The 17,975-nt window shown below is 64.7% G+C and carries 16 protein-coding genes; 11 read left to right on the top strand and 5 right to left on the bottom strand.

The features are described from left to right. Positions 1-150 precede the first annotated feature (150 nt). The 4 genes from BRADO_RS28750 (at position 151) to BRADO_RS28765 (ending at position 4,372) form a co-directional block, all read left to right on the top strand. A complete protein-coding gene (locus tag BRADO_RS28750) occupies positions 151-1,266 on the top strand; it encodes an ABC transporter substrate-binding protein (protein ID WP_012029714.1) in 1,116 nt (371 codons plus the stop codon). Between the two features lie 90 nt (positions 1,267-1,356). Continuing rightward, positions 1,357-2,451, top strand: a complete 1,095-nt coding sequence (locus BRADO_RS28755) for an ABC transporter ATP-binding protein (RefSeq protein ID WP_012029715.1) — start codon at positions 1,357-1,359, stop codon at positions 2,449-2,451. A 35-nt stretch (positions 2,452-2,486) separates the two neighbouring features. After that, positions 2,487-3,596 carry an ABC transporter permease gene (locus BRADO_RS28760; protein ID WP_012029716.1) on the top strand — a complete coding sequence of 370 codons (1,110 nt, stop codon included), beginning with the start codon at positions 2,487-2,489 and terminating at the stop codon, positions 3,594-3,596. Continuing rightward, positions 3,593-4,372, top strand: coding sequence for an ABC transporter permease (locus tag BRADO_RS28765; protein WP_012029717.1), 780 nt, complete (start codon positions 3,593-3,595; stop codon positions 4,370-4,372). Before BRADO_RS28760 ends, BRADO_RS28765 begins: the two co-directional genes overlap by 4 nt. 171 nt (positions 4,373-4,543) lie before the next feature. On the opposite strand, the gene BRADO_RS28770 is transcribed toward BRADO_RS28765, so the two are convergent. Then, the gene (locus BRADO_RS28770) at positions 4,544-5,443 is read right to left on the bottom strand and encodes an NAD(P)-dependent oxidoreductase (protein ID WP_012029718.1); all 900 of its coding nucleotides are present in this window, start codon (positions 5,441-5,443) and stop codon (positions 4,544-4,546) included. A gap of 322 nt (positions 5,444-5,765) precedes the next feature. On the opposite strand from BRADO_RS28770, the gene BRADO_RS28775 reads away from it, so the two are divergent. Together BRADO_RS28775 and BRADO_RS35190 are read left to right on the top strand one after the other, a co-directional pair. Then, positions 5,766-6,332 (top strand): hypothetical protein, encoded by a 567-nt coding sequence (locus BRADO_RS28775; protein WP_041757091.1) that lies wholly within the window; start codon positions 5,766-5,768, stop codon positions 6,330-6,332. Positions 6,333-6,514: 182 nt separating this feature from the next. Beyond that, positions 6,515-6,676, top strand: coding sequence for a hypothetical protein (locus BRADO_RS35190; protein ID WP_012029721.1), 162 nt, complete (start codon positions 6,515-6,517; stop codon positions 6,674-6,676). A gap of 69 nt (positions 6,677-6,745) precedes the next feature. Here the strand turns inward: BRADO_RS35190 and BRADO_RS28780 are convergent, their stop codons facing one another. From BRADO_RS28780 to BRADO_RS28790, 3 genes are all read right to left on the bottom strand, one after another. Continuing rightward, positions 6,746-7,897 (bottom strand): serine hydrolase, encoded by a 1,152-nt coding sequence (locus BRADO_RS28780; protein WP_050781051.1) that lies wholly within the window; start codon positions 7,895-7,897, stop codon positions 6,746-6,748. A 339-nt stretch (positions 7,898-8,236) separates the two neighbouring features. Continuing rightward, positions 8,237-9,640 (bottom strand): TAXI family TRAP transporter solute-binding subunit, encoded by a 1,404-nt coding sequence (locus BRADO_RS28785; protein WP_012029723.1) that lies wholly within the window; start codon positions 9,638-9,640, stop codon positions 8,237-8,239. Between the two features lie 312 nt (positions 9,641-9,952). Continuing rightward, a complete protein-coding gene (locus BRADO_RS28790) occupies positions 9,953-10,975 on the bottom strand; it encodes a LysR family transcriptional regulator (RefSeq protein WP_244422910.1) in 1,023 nt (340 codons plus the stop codon). A 2-nt stretch (positions 10,976-10,977) separates the two neighbouring features. Here BRADO_RS28790 and BRADO_RS28795 point away from each other — a divergent pair, with 2 nt between their 5' ends. The 5 genes from BRADO_RS28795 to BRADO_RS28815 all read left to right on the top strand — a co-directional run bounded on the left by BRADO_RS28795 (position 10,978) and on the right by BRADO_RS28815 (position 15,099). After that, positions 10,978-11,622, top strand: coding sequence for an FMN-dependent NADH-azoreductase (locus tag BRADO_RS28795; protein WP_012029725.1), 645 nt, complete (start codon positions 10,978-10,980; stop codon positions 11,620-11,622). A gap of 64 nt (positions 11,623-11,686) precedes the next feature. Continuing rightward, the gene (locus BRADO_RS28800; RefSeq protein ID WP_012029726.1) at positions 11,687-12,583 is read left to right on the top strand and encodes an NAD(P)-dependent oxidoreductase; all 897 of its coding nucleotides are present in this window, start codon (positions 11,687-11,689) and stop codon (positions 12,581-12,583) included. Between the two features lie 75 nt (positions 12,584-12,658). Further along, entirely contained in the window at positions 12,659-13,138 is a 480-nt protein-coding gene (locus tag BRADO_RS28805) for an N-acetyltransferase (RefSeq protein ID WP_012029727.1), read from the top strand. Between the two features lie 145 nt (positions 13,139-13,283). Further along, the gene (locus tag BRADO_RS28810; RefSeq protein WP_012029728.1) at positions 13,284-14,477 is read left to right on the top strand and encodes a LanC-like protein; all 1,194 of its coding nucleotides are present in this window, start codon (positions 13,284-13,286) and stop codon (positions 14,475-14,477) included. Positions 14,478-14,628: 151 nt separating this feature from the next. Then, positions 14,629-15,099 (top strand): GNAT family N-acetyltransferase, encoded by a 471-nt coding sequence (locus BRADO_RS28815; RefSeq protein WP_012029729.1) that lies wholly within the window; start codon positions 14,629-14,631, stop codon positions 15,097-15,099. Positions 15,100-16,655: 1,556 nt separating this feature from the next. On the opposite strand, the gene BRADO_RS34470 is transcribed toward BRADO_RS28815, so the two are convergent. Continuing rightward, complete coding sequence (locus BRADO_RS34470; RefSeq protein ID WP_012029731.1) at positions 16,656-17,963, bottom strand: autotransporter strand-loop-strand O-heptosyltransferase; 1,308 nt, start codon at positions 17,961-17,963, stop codon at positions 16,656-16,658. Positions 17,964-17,975 lie beyond the last annotated feature (12 nt).

Below are 17,975 nucleotides of genomic sequence, written 5' to 3' on the forward strand. Positions count from 1 at the left end.
TATGCGACCGTTCTGGCCTTGCTGTGCTGCCGCCCAACGGAGCGCTAACGCCAAACTAGCATCAGGATCAGGTCAAAACTCGCGCTTGCCAGAGCTTTGGACAGCCGGTAGCTTTTTTGTACCATTCAAAAGCGCGACGGATCATCGAGCATGTTGTCTCTGCGGACCACCCCCACCAACGCAATGATGTCGAACAGGACGGATCGGGCCGCATCGCGCGCGCCGATACGCGTCGCGACCGCGATTCTGGTCGCCGCGGCCGCTCTGATCAGCGTCGCGGCGTCAGCGCAGGCGCGCGACCTCACCGTCGTGTCGTGGGGCGGCAACTACCAGGACGCGCAGCGCAAGATCTATTTCCAGCCGTTCGCCGCCAAGCTCGGCGCCACCGTGCTCGACGAGAGCTGGGATGGCGGCTACGGCGTGCTGCAGGCCAAGGTGAAGGCGGGCGTGCCGAACTGGGATGCGGTGCAGGTCGAGGCCGAGGAGCTCGAGCTCGGCTGCAGCGACGGCATCTATGAGAAGATCGACTGGAGCAAGCTCGGCGGCAAGGAGGGCTTCATTCCGGCCGGCGTCAGCGATTGCGGCGTCGGCGCGATCGTCTGGTCCACCGGCATGGCGTTCGACAGCGACAAGATCAAGGATGGGCCGAAGACCTGGGCGGACTTCTGGGACACGACGAAGTTTCCCGGCAAGCGCGGCCTGCGCAAGGGCGCGAAATACACGCTGGAATTCGCGCTGATGGCCGACGGCGTGCCGGCCGCCGACGTCTACAAGGTGCTGAAGACCAAGGAGGGTGTCGAGCGCGCCTTCAAGAAGCTCGACGCGCTCAAGGCCGACATCGTCTGGTGGGAAGCCGGCGCGCAGCCGCTGCAGCTGCTGTCGTCGGGCCAGGTTGCAATGACCTCGGTCTATAACGGCCGCATCACCGCCATCAACCGCACCGAGGGCAAGCATTTCGGCTTCGTTTTCCCGGGCAGCATCTATGCGGTCGACAGCTGGGTCGTGCTGAAGGGCTCGCCGAACAAGGACGCCGCGATGGCCTTCATCGCCTTTGCGAGCCAGGCCGACAACCAGGCCAAGCTGCCGGAATACATCGCCTACGGCCTGCCGAACATCGCCGCCGCCAAGCTGGTGCCGGAGAAGTACGCCGCGGAGCTGCCGACCACGCCGGACAATCTCAAGCAGGCGATCGCGCTCGACGTCGGCTTCTGGACCGACAATTCCGAAGAGCTGTCGAAGCGCTTCAACGCCTGGCTGGCGCGCTGAGGCCATCGCCGATCGGGCGCGCGATCCTTCGCGCGTCCGCCTTCCTCGTGCATGAGTTCCGGCGCAATCGGCGCTGAAAAGCCAGCGTTCATGGACAGCCCCTTCATTTCGTTCCGGCAGGTGGTCAAGCGCTTCGGCCCGCTGACCGTCGTCGACCATCTCGATCTCGACATCACCAGAGGCGAGTTCATCGCCCTGCTCGGCCCCTCCGGCTCCGGCAAGACCACGCTCTTGATGATGCTGGCCGGCTTCGAGCAGCCGACCAGCGGCACGATCGAGGTCGGCGGCATCAGGGTCGACGGGCTGCCGCCGCACAAGCGCAACATGGGCGTGGTGTTCCAGAACTACGCGCTGTTTCCGCATATGAGCGTGCGCGACAACATCGCCTTTCCGCTGAAGATGCGGAACGCGCCGAAGACCGAGATTGCGACGCGCGTCGCGCGCGTGCTCGACATGGTGAAGCTGTCGGCGATGGCCGAGCGCAAGCCGGCCCAGCTCTCCGGCGGCCAGCAGCAGCGCGTGGCTCTGGCCCGCGCGCTGGTGTTCGAGCCACAGGTCGTGCTGATGGACGAGCCGCTCGGCGCGCTCGACAAGAAGCTGCGCGAGCAGATGCAGCTTGACATCCGCGACCTGCACCGCCGGCTCGGCCTGACCATCGTGTTCGTCACCCATGACCAGGACGAGGCGCTGACGATGTCCGACCGCATCGCCGTTTTCAACCACGGCAAGATCGAGCAGATCGGCACGCCGCGCGAAATCTATGAATTGCCGCGCACGCCGTTCGTCGCCGAGTTCATCGGCGAGACCAATCTGCTGACCTGCAAGGTCGATGATCAGGCCGGCGACGCGATGCGACTGACGACGGACTCCGGACTCTCCTTGTCGGCGCATGCCGGCACGGAACGGATCGACGGCGGCAAGGTGCGGGTCTCGATCCGCCCCGAGGCGATCCATATCAATGATCACGCCGCGGCCACGGCAAATCGTATGACCGCGCGCATCCTCGACGCCGTCTATTTCGGCGATCACATGCGACTCGTCGCTGCTGTGGGCGAGCAGCGGCTGATCATCAAGGGCGACCGGACGAGCGAGGCGGCGGAGGTCGGCCGCGACGTCTCGCTGTCGTTCGCCGCGTCGGATGTCTGGGTGGTGGGATCATGCGGCCAGACATCAGCCAGCGCCTGAAGGCCGCCCTGCTGCTCGCGCCGCTGCTGGCGTTCATGCTGTCCTTCTTCGTCGTGCCGCTGGTGACGATGATGAAATCGGCCGTGTCCGATCCCGTCGCGACCGAGGCGCTGCCGCGCACCGCGCGCGCATTGTCCGACTGGGACCGCAGCGGCACGCCGCCGGCGACGGCACAGGCCGCCCTCGCCGATGACATCCGCGCGCTCCGGAACGACGAGCAGTTCGGCGATCTCGTCCGCCGCCTCAACAGCGCGCAGTCCGGCTTCCGTAGCCTGCTCGGCAAGACCCGCCGCGCGCTCGACGGCGCGGGTACGGTTGACCTCGCAAACATCGACTCGCGCTGGACCGAGACCTCGTATTGGGTGACCATCGGCGAGGCCGTCGCCTCGCCCTGGACCGACAAGAACCTGCTCGCCGCCGTCGATCTGGAGCGCAATTCTGCGGGCAACGTCGCGGCGATGCCGGAGGGCGCGTCGGCCAACCGCCTGATCATGATCCGGACGTTCGTGACGTCGGCGCTGGTGACGCTCGCCTGCATCCTGATCGGCCTGCCCTATGCGATGGTCGCAGCGTCCGTCGAGGGCTGGCGCCGGCAGGTGCTGCTCGGCGCCGTGCTGCTGCCGCTGTGGACCTCGCTCCTGGTGCGCACCGCGGCCTGGTATGTCGTGCTGCAGGACAACGGGCTAATCAACGCCACGCTGAGGGGACTCGGCCTGACCTCAGGACCGGTGCCGCTGATGTTCAACCGGCTTGGCGTCGTCATCGCGATGACCCATGTGCTGCTGCCGTTCATGGTGCTGCCGATCTTCAGCGTGCTGATCGCGATCCCGCGCAATTTGATGCCGGCGGCGGCCTCGCTCGGCGCGCATCCCTTGCGCGCCTTCCTTCATGTGCTGCTGCCGCTGTCGATGCGCGGCGTCGTCTCCGGAGCGCTGCTCGTGTTCATGGCCGCCCTCGGCTACTACATCACGCCGGCGCTGATCGGCGGCGCCAATGACCAGATGATCTCGTCTGTCATCGCCTATTACGCGACCGGGGCGGCGAACTGGGGCATGGCCGGCGCGCTCGGCCTGGTGCTTTTGGTGATGACCATCCTGCTCTACGCCATCTATATGCGCCTGACGGTCGAGGAGCAGCGCGCATGAGGCCGCTGCCGATCCTCAAAGCGGTGTTCGCCGCGCTCGCCGTGGTGTTTCTGCTCGGCCCGCTGGTGGCCGTGCTGCCGCTGTCGCTGACCGACAGCGTCTTTCTCAACTATCCCATTCCCGGCTATTCGACGCGCTGGTTCCGCGAGCTCGTCACCGCCGACTCCTGGCGCCTCTCCATCGTCAACAGCCTGCTGATCGGCGCGGGCACCACGGCGCTCGCGACGCTGCTCGGCACCCTCGCCGCGCTCGGCCTGCGCGGCAAGCGCGCCTCGCTGCTGTTCTCCACGCTTCGCACAATCTTCCTGCTGCCGATGGTCGTGCCGGCGGTCGTGCTCGGCGTCGGCATGCAGCTGATGTTCGCGCGCTACGGCCTCACCAACACCTATCTCGGCGTCATCATCGCCCACACCGTCGTGGCCGTGCCGTTCGTGCTGGTCAACGTCTCCTCGGCGCTGCAGGGCGTCGATATCCGATTGGAACAGGCTGCCGCCAGCCTCGGCGCCGGGCCGGCGACCGTGTTGTTCTCGGTCACTCTACCGATCGCCCTGCCCGGGATCATCTCCGGCGCGCTATTCGCCTTCGCCACCTCGCTCGACGAGGTCGTGCTGACCCTGTTCGTCGCTGGCCCCAACCAGCGCACTTTGGCGCGGCAGATGTTCGCCACCATCCGCGAGAACATCAGCCCGGCGATCGTCTCGGCGGCGGCCGTGTTCATCGTCGGCACCATTGCGCTGTCGCTCGCAATGCTGGCGATCCGGCGGCGCATGGCGTGAGCGAGGCTGCGAGGACGTCTGCCGATTGGGTTACTCGTCATGCCCGGGCTTGTCCCGGGCATCCACGTGGTGCTTCGCGAGCGGTGCGACGTGGATGGCCGGGACAAGCCCGGCCATGACCACGGAAAGAGGCAGGGCTGCGACGTCGATCGTCGCGCAGATCGCTCCGACCTATCCCACCTTCACATATTTCCGCCAGTCGTGCTCTTCCTTGAACCCGAGCACCCCGCGCGCCTTGCGGTTCGACAGCGGCGCCTCGCGCTCGCCGAGCTCGCGGGTGACGGGCACGTTCGGACAATAACGCCGGAGCAATTCGCGGGTCGGGATGTTGGCGGTCACCGTGTCATTCACCGCGTTGAACACCTGGAAGCCGAGCCCGTCCTTCTGAATCGCCAGATGCACGATCTCGCCGAGGTCGCGCGCGTCGATGTAGGACCACGCATTGCGCTTGCGTGACGGCGGGTCGGCGAGGAAGCGCGGAAACATGTCGTATTCATGCGGCTCGATGACGTTGCCGATCCGCAAACAATAGATGTCGATGCCGTAGCGCATCGCGAACGCGCGGGCGGTCTTCTCGTTCACGACCTTCGACAGCCCGTAGGAATCCATGGGGTCGATGTCGTAATCCTCCTCGAGCGGAAAGCTGTGGAAGTCCTTGTCGCCCTCGGCAAAGCACACGCCGTAAGTCGTCTCGCTGGAGGCGATGATGATCTTGCGCACGCCGAGCTTCGCGGCCGCCTCGATCACGTTGTAGGTCGAGATCGTGTTGACCCGGAAGGTCTCGTTGTCGGGCGCGATCAGCACGCGCGGGATCGCCGCGAAATGGACGACCGCGTCCGGCGCCTGCGCCGGCCGGCCGGCGTTGAAACCGCCAAAACCGTAATGCGTCGTCAGCGCATTGAACGCCTGCCCGCTGTCGGAGAGGTCGGCGATCAGCGTGCTGATGCCGGGATGATCGAACGGCTTGAGATCCACATTGAGCAACTGATAACCCTTGCTCTGCAGATGCGGCAGCACATGCCTGCCGGCCTTGCCCGTCCCCCCGGTGAACACTACGCGCTTGACTGTCATTGTTGTTGTGATCCTTCTGACTGCGTCGGGTCGGTTCTATCAGCTTCGCTCATGGCCGATCCATAGGAACCTCCGAAGCGACCTCCGGAGCAAGCAGCTCAAAACGTTCCGATGGATGGATTGGACCACGGCTTCCGAGCCTCGGTGGGCTCAAGGCCAGACCAGCCACGCATCGTCATCAGTCCACGTCCTGCGGCCGTCGCATGTTGGCGGGCCATGATTTTTCGCGGCGCTCCCGTAGCCTTGTTCCCGAATTCGTGATAGGTAATTCGGTGTGGTATACGCAAGCGGGGGCTGCGGCCGCCCGGGAAAGGACGTTGTCATGAGAAAGTCGTTAAGCGTCGTCGTGCCCTCAGCCGTCGCTGGGTTGGCAGCCGTGTTGCTGTGCGGCCCGGCAGCATCACAGATCGCACCCGCCACCTCGATTCCGAGCGTCACGGTCGACGCACCGAAGCTGGCGAAGCCGCATCGGCCGCATGAGGCGGCGGGCCCGTCGACCGCGCGCAGGGTCGCGTCGACCGCTGCGCCGAAGGCTGACGCGGACTTCACGCCCTTGGGCGCCGAGATGAGGATGTCGGCCCAGACGGCGGCGATCCAGGGCAAGTTCATTCAGCTCGAGAAGTCCGCCTCGAGCTGCGATGGTGGCTGCGAAACCAGCTTCCCGACCGGCAACAAGCCCTGGGTCGGATGCAACGCGTCCGACCATGAATTCCAGAAGATGGACACGCAGTGCACGGACACGCTCACCTACACCGACTATGCGGATTGCCACGACACCAAGCGCTTCCTTGGCTGGGATCGCAACAAGGTCTGGTGGCATTGCACGAGCCTGATGGCCGGGGGCAAGTTCAAGGTCGCCGACATCAGGCGGTCGAAAAGCTCGCGCTAGTTGCGACCACGCGGACCATGTCGACTCCTCGCCTCATCTGAGGTGAAGCCATCGCGGCCTGCGCGTCTGCAGGCCGCGACAAGACTGCCCGCCCTGTAAATGGCCTCTATCGCCTTGCCGGCGTGAACCTTTGCGCTCGCCCGACCGACTGACTTTGTATTGGGGCGAGATGGAGGTCGCGAATGGCGGCTCTGGCCAAAGTTGTTTCAAAAGCCTTTTCTGACAGATCGGATCGCATTTCAGACGCGCTGCTCAAGCAGCTCCTGCTGTTGCTGGCCGCCGGCTTGTTCGTCGTTGCAATGACGATGACCTACGGCGTCGACCTCAGTCCCGGCTTTTTCTGAGCGGGGGGCGTCGCAGTTCGACCGAGCCCGCTGGACTATCTGCCATATCGGCTCTGTCGCAGCAGGCCGTCAGCGAGGCCCCTCGATAAGCTCCGTCGGCAGAACGAAGTTGGCCAGCAGATCGAACGTCGCCTGCCCCTGCCGCGCGCTGCCATAGAGGCCCTGGGTGACCATCATCACGAGTTGTTCGGCTGGAGCGATGACCAATCGCTGCCCGCCCAGGCCCTGACCGGCGATCCACGTGACCGCTCGCTCGTTGACGAGCGAGCGGCCGATCCACCATTGATAGCCATAAAAGAACAGGCCACCGAACATGTTCGTCGCCTGAAGCCGGGGCCTGATCGATTCGGCGATCCACGCGGAGGGGAGGATACGGCGCCCCTGCCACTCGCCGCCGTCAAGAATCAGCTGCCCTATCTTTGCGGCATCGCGCGGACGCAGGCGCAGCCCGGAGGCCTTGGCCAGATGGCCGTTGCGATAGTCCTTCCACTGCCAATCGGTGATCCCGAGCGGTTTGAAGAGCACCTCGTCGGCGAACACGTCGATCCGTTTCCCGGACGCTTTTTCGATGACCTTGCCGAGGAGCTCGGTCCCCCCGCCATTGTAGGTGAAGAACGTGCCCGGCTCGAAAACGAACGGCTTCTGCATCACGTAACGCAGCGGGTCCGAATCATTCACCAGATGCCATTCGTCATTCTTGTCGTCCCACGGCAGGTTTTCATTCCATTGCAGGCCGGACGACATCTTGATCAGATGCCGCAGCGTGATCCTGTCCCAGCCAGCTGCCTTCACATCCGAATAGTCCGGGACGTATTTGGTGACGGGCTCGTCGAGGCTTTCGATCAGCTTGCGATCAAGCGCGATCCCCACTAGGAGCGACACGACGCTCTTCGTGATCGAGCGCAGGTCGTGCATCGTCGTGGCCTTGAATTCGTAGCGCCCTGAATCACCGCCCCAAGGTTCATCGTAGCCTGCGAAATACTGCTCGAACACCAGCTTGCCGCGGCGGACGATCACCACGCCATGAACGTTCGCATTCGTCACCCTGAGCCGCTCGGCGATCGCGCACAGACGCGCCCCATCGAGGCCCACCTCGTCCGGCCTCGCGATCGTCCAGCCGTCGTCCAGGGCCGCTGGCGTGCCGCAATCCGCCTGCTCGGCGCGAGACGGGAGCGGATTGAACGCGAGCAATGCTGCCAGCGCAACAATCTGGAGTCGCATGCGGTTTGCTCCATTCCTGGCAAGATGGGACAGTTCTGACTTGGCCGAGACACTACACCAAAATGGTCTCGAGCGAGACGTTGCGTCCAGACGTTTGCGCCCCCGCACGCTCTGCGCAGTGATAGCCCGACTTCTCACCGGTCAGAAGCGACCGTCCGCCATGCGACGACTTATTTCCGGGCACCCTCAATAGGCAGACGTCGGCTGCGACGACTTCAGGGTTCGACATCAGTCAGAGACAGTGCTTGGTCCGATGATGGGCGACCCACGGTTGATCCCCAGAAGCAGACGTCCGATTGCCGCAGGCCGACGCGCCGATGATCCTCGTCAGGCCCCGCCCTATCGCCTGGAGGCGAGAGTTGGACCTGTTGTCCATGGCTGATCGGCGGCGCCGCTCTGCAGCGTCGCTCGCCTCTCGGCAACGGCGTGGTTGAACAACTCGAGCACCAGGCTGAATGCGCTCAGGTCGTCCTGGTCGATGGCGCCGTCGTCATAGCCCTTGAGAGTCTCGACGATGATCGCGTCGACCTCGCGTTGCCATGTCAGCAGATCCTGCTCAGACGCGGCATTGCGAACCTCGGACACCGCGGCGAGAACGCGGCTGCGGCGGCTGGTGTCGTCGTCCGGCTCATCCCGATTCAGATAGCGGCGCAGCCATTCGGCGGCCGAACCGAGGCCGGAGAGAACGAGCAGGGCAAACCAGAAGTAGTCGCTGTATTTGTCCAGAAAGGTTCGCTCGGTGCCGTTGATCACCGCCGCGGCGCCGCGATGCACGGATGGTTCGGTCTCCTTCTCGGTATCGGGCTTCGCGATGTGGGCGGCGCCGGCGAGACCTTGCGTGATCGTGTCGCGGACCGCGAAGAGCTGCCGGAAGAAGGCCGCCGCCCTGGCTTCCGACAATTCCTTCTTGGCCAGAATCAGATGGTTCACGCTGATCGTGTCGACCTTGTCCTCCGGCCAGGCCGGTTTCGCGCTGAAGACGCTGGCCGGAATTTCCTCCGCCTCGTAGCGCGGGTGCTTCAGCGCAATGGCTTCGGAGGCATCGATGGGAAGGAACGTCGGAGCTCCGCGCGCCCGGGCGGTCGCGGCGATGGCATCCGCCGTGATCTTGCTGTCGAGCGGACCGACGGCGAGATACGCGTCGAGGGTCGGGTCTTGCGCAAGCTTGTCGATCTCGTCCGTCCCGAATTGCGCCGTGGCGACCTTGTCTGGCGCCACGCCTGAGCCCTCGAGAATGGCCTGGAGGACGGCGACGTTCGCGCCCGTCTTGCCGACGATGCCGACCTTGTGACCAGCCAGTTGGGCAATCTCTCCGATCTTGCCGTTGGCCTTCTTCCGGGGCTCGTCGCCACGACGTCCCGAAGACGACCACAGCACGACATAGTTCTTTCGCAGCACCGCCAGTGTCTGCGCGTCGGGCGGCATGCTGAGATCGCCGCGGCCGATGGCGAGGTCGGTCTTGTCCGAAGTCAGCAGGGCAAGAGATTCGGCGGCCCCCGCGGTCGTGACCGGAGAGAGCCTGACGGTCCTGCTTTCCTCGGCGAAGGCGTCGGCCATCGCCTGCACCACCCGGTGGTCGTCGCTTCCGGCCGGTCCAACGGCGATCCGGAGAGTATCCGGCTGCAACACGTAGAACAGCCCGGCCGCAGCAGCGCCAAAGGCGATAAATCCCAGAGCCAGCACGATCAGCAGCCTGCGCTGGCGACCGTCGTGAGCACTCCTGACGGAATCGGGCGGTGACATCGGCAGACCCCTCTTAAGAGCAACGTCAGTTGGGCGACATGCATGCTGGGAACTTGGGGGAACCGATGGCCGTCTGCAATGTTCCGCCAGGTCGAGAGAGTTCACGAAAGGCGGATGCCTTGCCGCGCTGGCATCCGTCGAGTCGTGTGGCCGTGTCGAAAATCACCCGGGCGCCCGCAAGGCCGCGTTCCGCAGGTCACGGTCGAGCCAGCGAAGCCGTAACGGGCGACCCGTTTCAAGGCCCTTCGTCTGGAGGCGCTGACGATCAATGCTCCGCGCGGAGATGGCCGCGCGCGTGCGCCGCCACGACCGTCAAGCCCGGCGCGCCCCCTTCGCGGAGGTTTCTGCCTTCATGAAGTCGATGAAGGCGCGTACCTTGAGCGGGACGTAGCTGCGCGACGGATAGAGGATCCACGCGGCCGTGCTGAACGCGGTGGCGGTGACCTCGTAGCCCGGAAACAGGTTGACCAGCCGGCCGTGCTTCAGGTCGGCGCCGACCAGCCAGTCCGCCAGCAGCACCGGTCCAAGCCCTTCCAGCGCCGCGCGGTGCAGGGCGAGCGCATTCGAGATCACGATCCCGCCCTTCACCGGCACCTCGGTGACCGCACCGCCCCGGCTGCGAAAGCGCCATTGCGTGCGGAAGCCCTGATAGGGAAACAGCAGGCAGTCATGGTCTTCGAGACGCTCGGGGCGCGCCGGCTTGCCGTTCCGCGCAATGTAGTCCGGGCTGGCGCAGACATGATAGCGCGTCTGCATCAGCCGCGTGCCCACCAGGCCGGTGTCGAGCCGCGCGCCCAGCCTGATCGCGATATCGATCCGCTCCGCGACCACATCGACGATCTGATCGCTCAACATCAATTCGATGTCGAGGGCCGGATGCAGCGCCCGCAGTCGCGCGAGCCGGGGCACGACGACGGTCGCGCCGAACGCCACCGACGCGGTGACGCGCAAACGGCCGGACGGCGCGGCGACGATATCGCGCGCTTCGCTTTCGGCGCGGTCGAGCTCGTCGAGCAGCGGTTGAACGCGCTCGAAATACCGGACACCGGCCTCGGTGGCGGTCAGCCGGCGCGTCGAGCGCTGCAACAGCCTGAAACCCAGTTGCTCCTCGAGCACCGCGACGGTGCGCGACACGGTCGATGGATCGACCGCATGCTGCCGCGCCACGGCGGCAAAGCTGCCGAGACGCAAGACCTCGACGAAGATGCGGATCGCCTGCAGATCCATGTCGGACCCCATTCGTGCGGAAGATGCATGATTAAAATGCAATATACTCGATTTTTCCGCCTGGGTCGTTGGCCGCAGGATGCAGCCGGTCCAACATCGGAGGCCCATCCATGACCCGCCTGCTTCGCATCGACGCCAGCGCACGCCACACCGGCTCGTTCTCGCGCGATCTCGCCGATCTGTTCGTATCCGGCTGGCTCGCTCACGAGCCGCAAGCCGAGATCGTCGTCCGTGACCTGGTCGACGCGCCGGTCCCGCACATTTCCGAGCTCACGATCCAAGGCTACTACACGCCGCCCGCGCAGATGACGCCGCAACTCCGGACCGCGACGGCGCTGTCCGATCAGCTGATCGCCGAGATCCGCCGCGCCGACGTGCTGCTGCTGTCGACGCCGATGTACAATTTCTCGATCCCGTCGGCGCTGAAGGCCTGGATCGATCACATCGTCCGCATCAACGAGACCTTCAGCTTCGACGGCGCCCGGTTCGCCGGACTGCTGCCCGGCAAGCGCGCCTATGTCGTGACCGCTGCCGGCGCCGGCGGCTACACCGGTGACGGACCGCTCGCCCCGGCCAATTTCGTGCAGCCCTACCTGCAATTCCTGCTCGGCTTTCTCGGCATCGCCGACGTGACGTTCGTGCCGATCGAGCAGACCACCGCGGACGCAGCCGCAGTCGCAGACGGCCGCGCCGCAGCCGCCAGCCGGATCAGGACGCTCGTTGCCGGCGCCGTCGGCGCCCAGCAGCCCGCCTGACCGAACCGCAACCACGTCCCACCGTACGAGAGATCGACCACGATCGACCAACAAGGAATCGACGATGAGCAACATCACCTGCCTCGGCCTGGGCGCCATGGGCTCGCGCATGGCGGCCAGCCTGCTCAAGACAGGCCATCGCGTCACGGTCTGGAATCGCTCGGCCGAGCGTGCCGCAGCGCTGGTCGCGGCCGGCGCCGTGGTGGCGGACACGCCGCGCGCGGCCGTGCGCCAGGCCGATGTCGTGATGGCCATGACGCGCGACGACAACACGTCGCGCGAGATCTGGCTCGACCCGGCCACCGGTGCGCTGGACGGCATGCGCGAGGGAGCGATCGCCGTCGAGAGCTCGACTCTGTCGCCCGCCTGGGTGCAGGATCTCGCCCGCCACGCAGCCGCGCGCGCCATCCGCTTCGTCGATGCGCCCGTTGTCGGGTCGCGCCCTCAGGCCGATGCCGGTCAGCTGATCTTCCTGGCGGGAGGCGACGCGGCAGACGTTGCGCTCGCCGCGCCCGTCCTGGAATGCATGGGCAGTGCCGTTCACCGCACCGGCCCGGTCGGCAGCGGCGCCCTGCTCAAGCTCGCCATCAACGCGCTGTTCGCCGTCCAGGTGACGGCCATGGCCGAGCTGATCGGCGCGCTCGACGCCGCGGGCGCCGACATCGCGGGGGCCATCGAGATCATCGGCGCAACGCCGGTTGCGAGCGCGGCGGCCAAAGGCGCCGCCAGCGCGATGCTGTCGGGCCGCTTCGCCCCGCTGTTTCCCGTCGAGCTCGTGGCCAAGGATCTCGCTTATGTGCGCCAGCTCGGCACGCCGGTCGCTGCCGGCATGCCCATGACGACAGCCGCCGCCGGTGTGATGCAATCCGCCCTCGCGCACGGATTCGGCGGCGACAATCTCACCGGAATCGTCAGGCTGTTCAGGCCCGGGACGGCGCAGCCTTCGGACACCCGCGCTTAGCGTTTTGAACCGACGGATGTCACGCATGGACCCGATCAGACGGCCGTCGAGACCACCAACGCGCGGATCCGCGCGATGACCCGGCACGACGTGGAGGACCTGAAGGCGGTCATTGCATCGACGGCGCTGTTTCCGCCGGAGATGCTGGACGAGTTGACCGGGAGCTATCTCGCAGGCACCAGCGCCGACCGATGGGTCGTGCTGGACGATGCGACGCCCGCCTGCGTCGCCTGTTATGCACCGGAGCGGATGACGTCCGAGACCTGGAATCTCTGCCTCATTGCCGTCCGTTCCGATCGTCAGCGGCGCGGCTACGGCGCTGCGTTGATCGATCTCATCGTGCGCGAGCTCGCGGCACAACATCAGCGCGTCCTGATCGTCGAAACCTCCGGCCTGCCCAAGTTCGGCGGCACGCATGCGTTCTACCGCCGATGCGGCTTCACGCGCGAGGCCTGCATCCGCGACTTTTATCGCGACGGCGACGACAAGATCGTGTTCTGGAGGCGCTTGGAAGCGACCCCGCCCGACGACAAGGTCCGTGCCATCGGCGCTTGATTGCGAGGCGTAACGACCATCTGGCTGACGGGCGATGAGCTCGTTGACTGGACTCCGCTGAGTGCGAGCCGCCGCCGGGCTCGGCGGACGCCCGGCATCATGCTATCTCTCGCCGATGGATGTCCGCGCAACCGGAAGCCTCGCAATGATCACCCCGGGCCGCCATCGGCCGCTGGTACACAGCGCCTGGGGCGAGCGAGCCGTCCGCGCCGCAATCGACGAGATCGTCGCCGACGCGATCGCCCGGTTCGATCCCGATCAGTTCTGGCCGGCCCATCCCAGCGACGACGGCAAGACCGACGGCGATCCCAGCTTCTACACTGGCGCCGCGGGCGTGATCTGGGCCCTGGACTACTTGCATCGCATCGGCGCGACCGACGCGAGGGCGGATTTTCGTCCGGTGCTCCTCCGGCTGATGGAGCGGACAGTGATCGACCACGCCACCCATGCGCCGGCCGACTACGACAAGCACGGCTCGCTGCTGCGCGGCGAGATGGGCGCGGCACTTCTCGCCATGCGGCTTGCGCCGGCGTCGCCCCTGGCCGATCTCGTCCATTGGCACGCCGAGAAGAACAACGCACTGCCGATCCGGGAGCTGATGTGGGGTCTGCCGGGCTCGATGATCGCGGCGGTCCACATGGCCCGCATGACGGAGGACGACCGCTGGCGCCGCCTGTTCGACGTGCAGGCGGCGCGCCTGCTGTCGGAACTGGAGGACACGCCGCAGGGCCCGTTATGGACCCAGGACCTCTATGGCGCGAAGGACCGCTTTCTCGGCCCCGTCCACGGCTTCGCCGGCAACGTCATCCCGCTGCTGCTCGGATGGGACTGGCTGACCGGAGCGCAGCAGGCTCACGTCGCCGACTTCGTGCCGAAGGCGCTGGAGGCGAATGCCTGGCGCTACGACATCGGAACGACCTGGGGCCACCGCAGCAAGCGCGAGAAGCGGCTGTTCATCTGCCAGCACTGTCACGGCGCGCCGGGCATGGTAACGACCTTTGCCGACGCGCCGTTCACGAGCCCGGAGTTCGAGGCGCTGCTGCTCGATGGCGGCCGCTTCACCTGGACCGCCGGCCCGCTGAGCAAGGGCCCCGGCCTCTGCCATGGCACCGCCGGAAACGGCTACGCCTTCCTCAAGCTCTATCGCCGCACGACGGATCCGATGTGGCTCGATCGCGCACGCCAGTTCGCCATGACGGCCATCGTCCAATGTCGCGGCGCCCGGATGGCTGCCGGCCGCGGCCGCTATTCACTGTGGACTGGCGACGTCGGCCTCGCCATCTATCTGTGGCACTGCATCACCGGCGACGGCCGGTTTCCGACGATCGATGTGTTCTGACGCTGTCCGCAAGATGGGCTGAGATGCGCGACACACGGTCTGGTCTCGCTCGGTTGCATCGTGCGCGGTGCGCACCGTCTCTCGAGACATGCTCTGCCCGCGGTCCCCTGCCGTCGTGACAGCCTCGGCAATCCAGGTCTAACCTCTGCCGATGATCCATCCCCTCATCCGCGCGGCGACGACAGACGATGCGCACGCGCTGAGCGCGCTGATTCAGGACGCGGTGCGCACGACAAATTCGCGCGACTACGGTCCGGCGATCATCGACGCCATCTGTGCGAATTTCACCCGCGACAAGGTCATCGAAAAAATGTCGCAGCGGGACGTGTTCGTGGCCGCCAGCGAGGCGAGCGTTCTCGGAACGGTCAGCCTTGCGACGATCAGCCCCGATGCCGGGAGACTGCACTCCATGTTTGTTGCGCCCCGACATCAGGGCGGAGGCATCGGACGCCGTCTGGTCCAACACCTGGAGCGGCACGCCGCCAGCAAGGGATTGTCCCAGCTCTCGCTGTCGTCATCGATCACGGCACGGCCGTTCTATGCCAAGCTCGGCTACGCGCTCGTCCGGTTCGAAGACCGTCCGGACGGATCGACCTTTCTGATGAGCAAGTCGTTGCTCTGACGATCCCATCCTTCGGATAGCGGCGCGTCGTCCGCCGAGCGGCCACGATGTCCCTGAAAAACGAGGACCAGCCAGCGCCAGGAAGCCAGCCTGAGCGCGGACTATTTGGCGTCTCCTGCCCCCGGTGCAGCAGCACTCGGCGCCCCGAAACGGACGCTTGATGCGGTGATGCCGCCCATCGGACCCGATAGCCGTGCCGCCGACGAAATTCTTCTTTCTTTTTTCCAGAAATTATGCTCTATTGTCACCGTCCCGTTTCACACGAGGGGCGCTTCGCGGTCGTCACGAACGTCGAGGCGGGATGCGGTGGGCGTGTGGCTGTCGCAGCGTGGCTTGCCATGCCGACGAACGACAGACATGCGCACGGTCAAGTCGCGTGGTCCTGACACCCCGACGCTGGTGTCCCGCGCAACGCGCGCAAGCGCGGTGTTGCGAAACGGTGGCCAGAAAGTCCGGCGCACCGGGAAGAGCGCGAAGCAGCCGTCAAAACCATCGCGCGGGGAATGCCGGGTGTTCTCGGCTGAACCTGTGGTGACTGCCGCCTGCTTTTTTCTGCAGGCGGGCCATGGGTGCGGCCAGCGCCCGGCATTCCCCGTGCCCTCTTCCAAGGAGGGACATCGATCAGCAACGCTCGGACGCGAAAGCGCGCCGCGAGGCAGCGAAGCCATGCACCGACTCCATGTTCACACTCTGGCCGCCGTCATTGCGAGCGAAGCGGCGAAGCGAAGCAATCCGAGAGCTACGCGTGACGTCCTTCGGTGGGCCCCTGGATCGCGTCCACCTACGCCCGCCCGGGCTTCGGCGGACACATCGCCGGCGCTCGCGATGACCGGAACGGCGGCAACCTCCGCTGTCATGCCCCCGCAGGCGGGCATCCAGTACGCCGCGGCCTCTCGAGGACGCATCGCGGTCTCGAAATGCTGGATCGCCCGGTCAAGTGTATATCAAGCCAGGCGATGACAGCTCTGGTGGTGCGGCCAGCTTCGCCACGGTCGTCATTGCGAGGAGCATTTGCGACGAAGCAATCCAGGAGCATGCATGCGACGCTGGGATTGCTTTGTCGCAAGTCCTCCTCGCAATGACGGAGAAGGCCAGAAGCGACCGAAGCGGTCAGCACGGATTGCCGGTTCAGGCTAGGCCTGACCCGGTCACGGCGACCCGGCGGCAAGACGAACTGCGCTCGCGTCGACATAGCCATCGCCTTGCGCACGTCCGCAGCACCGCACCGGTCACCGCGCGTTCATGACGGAGGATCTTTAATGATCAAGAAATCGGACCAGGCTGGGTCACCGGCGATTTGCGCCGATGGTGGGCACGACAGGGGCGAAAACACGGATCAAGATCAATGATTTAGGCACCCGCACCAGCTTTCCAGGGCTCTTGATTTCAAAAGTGAATTTCTGCTGATGCCCGCACCATCCTAGGGTTGACCATCTCGGCTCCACGTTGAGCGATGCGTATTATGATCCATAGCCAGCCCACACGTCGCCGGAGGCTTCAGACAGTCAAGCCGATATCGGTCTCCTCCTCTGCCAACAAACTATCGAGCCACTCAATTAGCGTCGTGACGTGAAGCTCGGAATTCGACGTATGGCGGCCATCACCTGATCAGCGGTAATGAGCCGCGTACATTCGAACTGGCGGGGTGTGTCCTTATGACGGGGACACCACATAAAATCGTTATGATCGAAGCGAACACGCACATCGTTCCAGCAGGAGTTGCATGCGTGATAGTTTATTACCCGATGCGGCGTATAAAACTCATTCGTTGGATGAGTAAATCCGGAGATGAGCACGACAGGGACCTCGCAGGCCCACGCTAGCCAAGAAAGTCCGCTTGACAAGCCAATGAAGAAATCAGCATGCTTGAGCCAGCGGGCGCGCTCCTGGAGGCTCCGATCTCCAGTTTGATCCTCGGCACCATGAGGAATGTAGTTCCATATCAGTCCGTTGCCATGTATCGGCTTTTGGTCGATGCAGATGACACGATACCCTGCAGCTTTCAAGAAGGAGACAATTTCGTTCCAACCATATGGATTATTCCAATATTTACACTGTGTAGTACTCTGAACTGCAATACAGACGTACCGTTCGGGAATTGGTCGACTAGCGTCTTCCAAGCGAATCGATGGTGGCGTCTCCTCTGGGTCGACCCCGAGGATGTAGCCTGACGTACGATGCAAGCCAACAAGCCGGAAGTCACACGGCTGGTGCACGCACTCGTTGTCGTCGAAGAACAATCCCATCGAATATGTCGCGTAATAGCGTTCGGGCTTGACCTCTTCGTGCGTCAGAAACGTGATGTCAGGATAGGCTGGCTTCAGCAGAGGAATGAGCTTTTCGCCGATCGCACAGGTGAGTCGGCAGCTGTGTTTTTCCTTGAACTTCGCGGCATACGGAAACCAGCCCAATGAGTCTCCGAGAGTACCTACGGGGAATTGAATCAGGACATCTCGTCCCTCTGCTGAATATTCGTGAATGAAAACCTGGGCGCTACCGGACCAGACCTCGATACGGATCGGCACAAAATAACGCTTGGTGCTATTGATTCGGCCTGCTTTGAGTTCGGCATTGAACAGAATGTTTCCCGTTTCGAGATCACTGAGACGAACGCGCCAAGGCTGTCTCGCTTCGGGAACGAGAACGCGACAGCCATCGTTGAAATCGAACTGGATTCCTTTCGGGCCCTTCTGCGTCGGCAATTCCGCCGGCGCAGGATAGGGTCGCTTTGCGGTCCCCGGGACGGTATTGATCTCCTCCGCCGTCTTTTCGTGGACCGCTTCATCGACCGCATGCTGCTCCGCCGCAGGGGCGAGCTGCTGTTTCGAGTCCCAGCTTGTGGCCAAACTCAATTCCGTTGCCATGTTTGGACCAAT

Origin of the sequence: Bradyrhizobium sp. ORS 278 (assembly GCF_000026145.1) — a bacterium.
GTDB lineage: Bacteria > Pseudomonadota > Alphaproteobacteria > Rhizobiales > Xanthobacteraceae > Bradyrhizobium.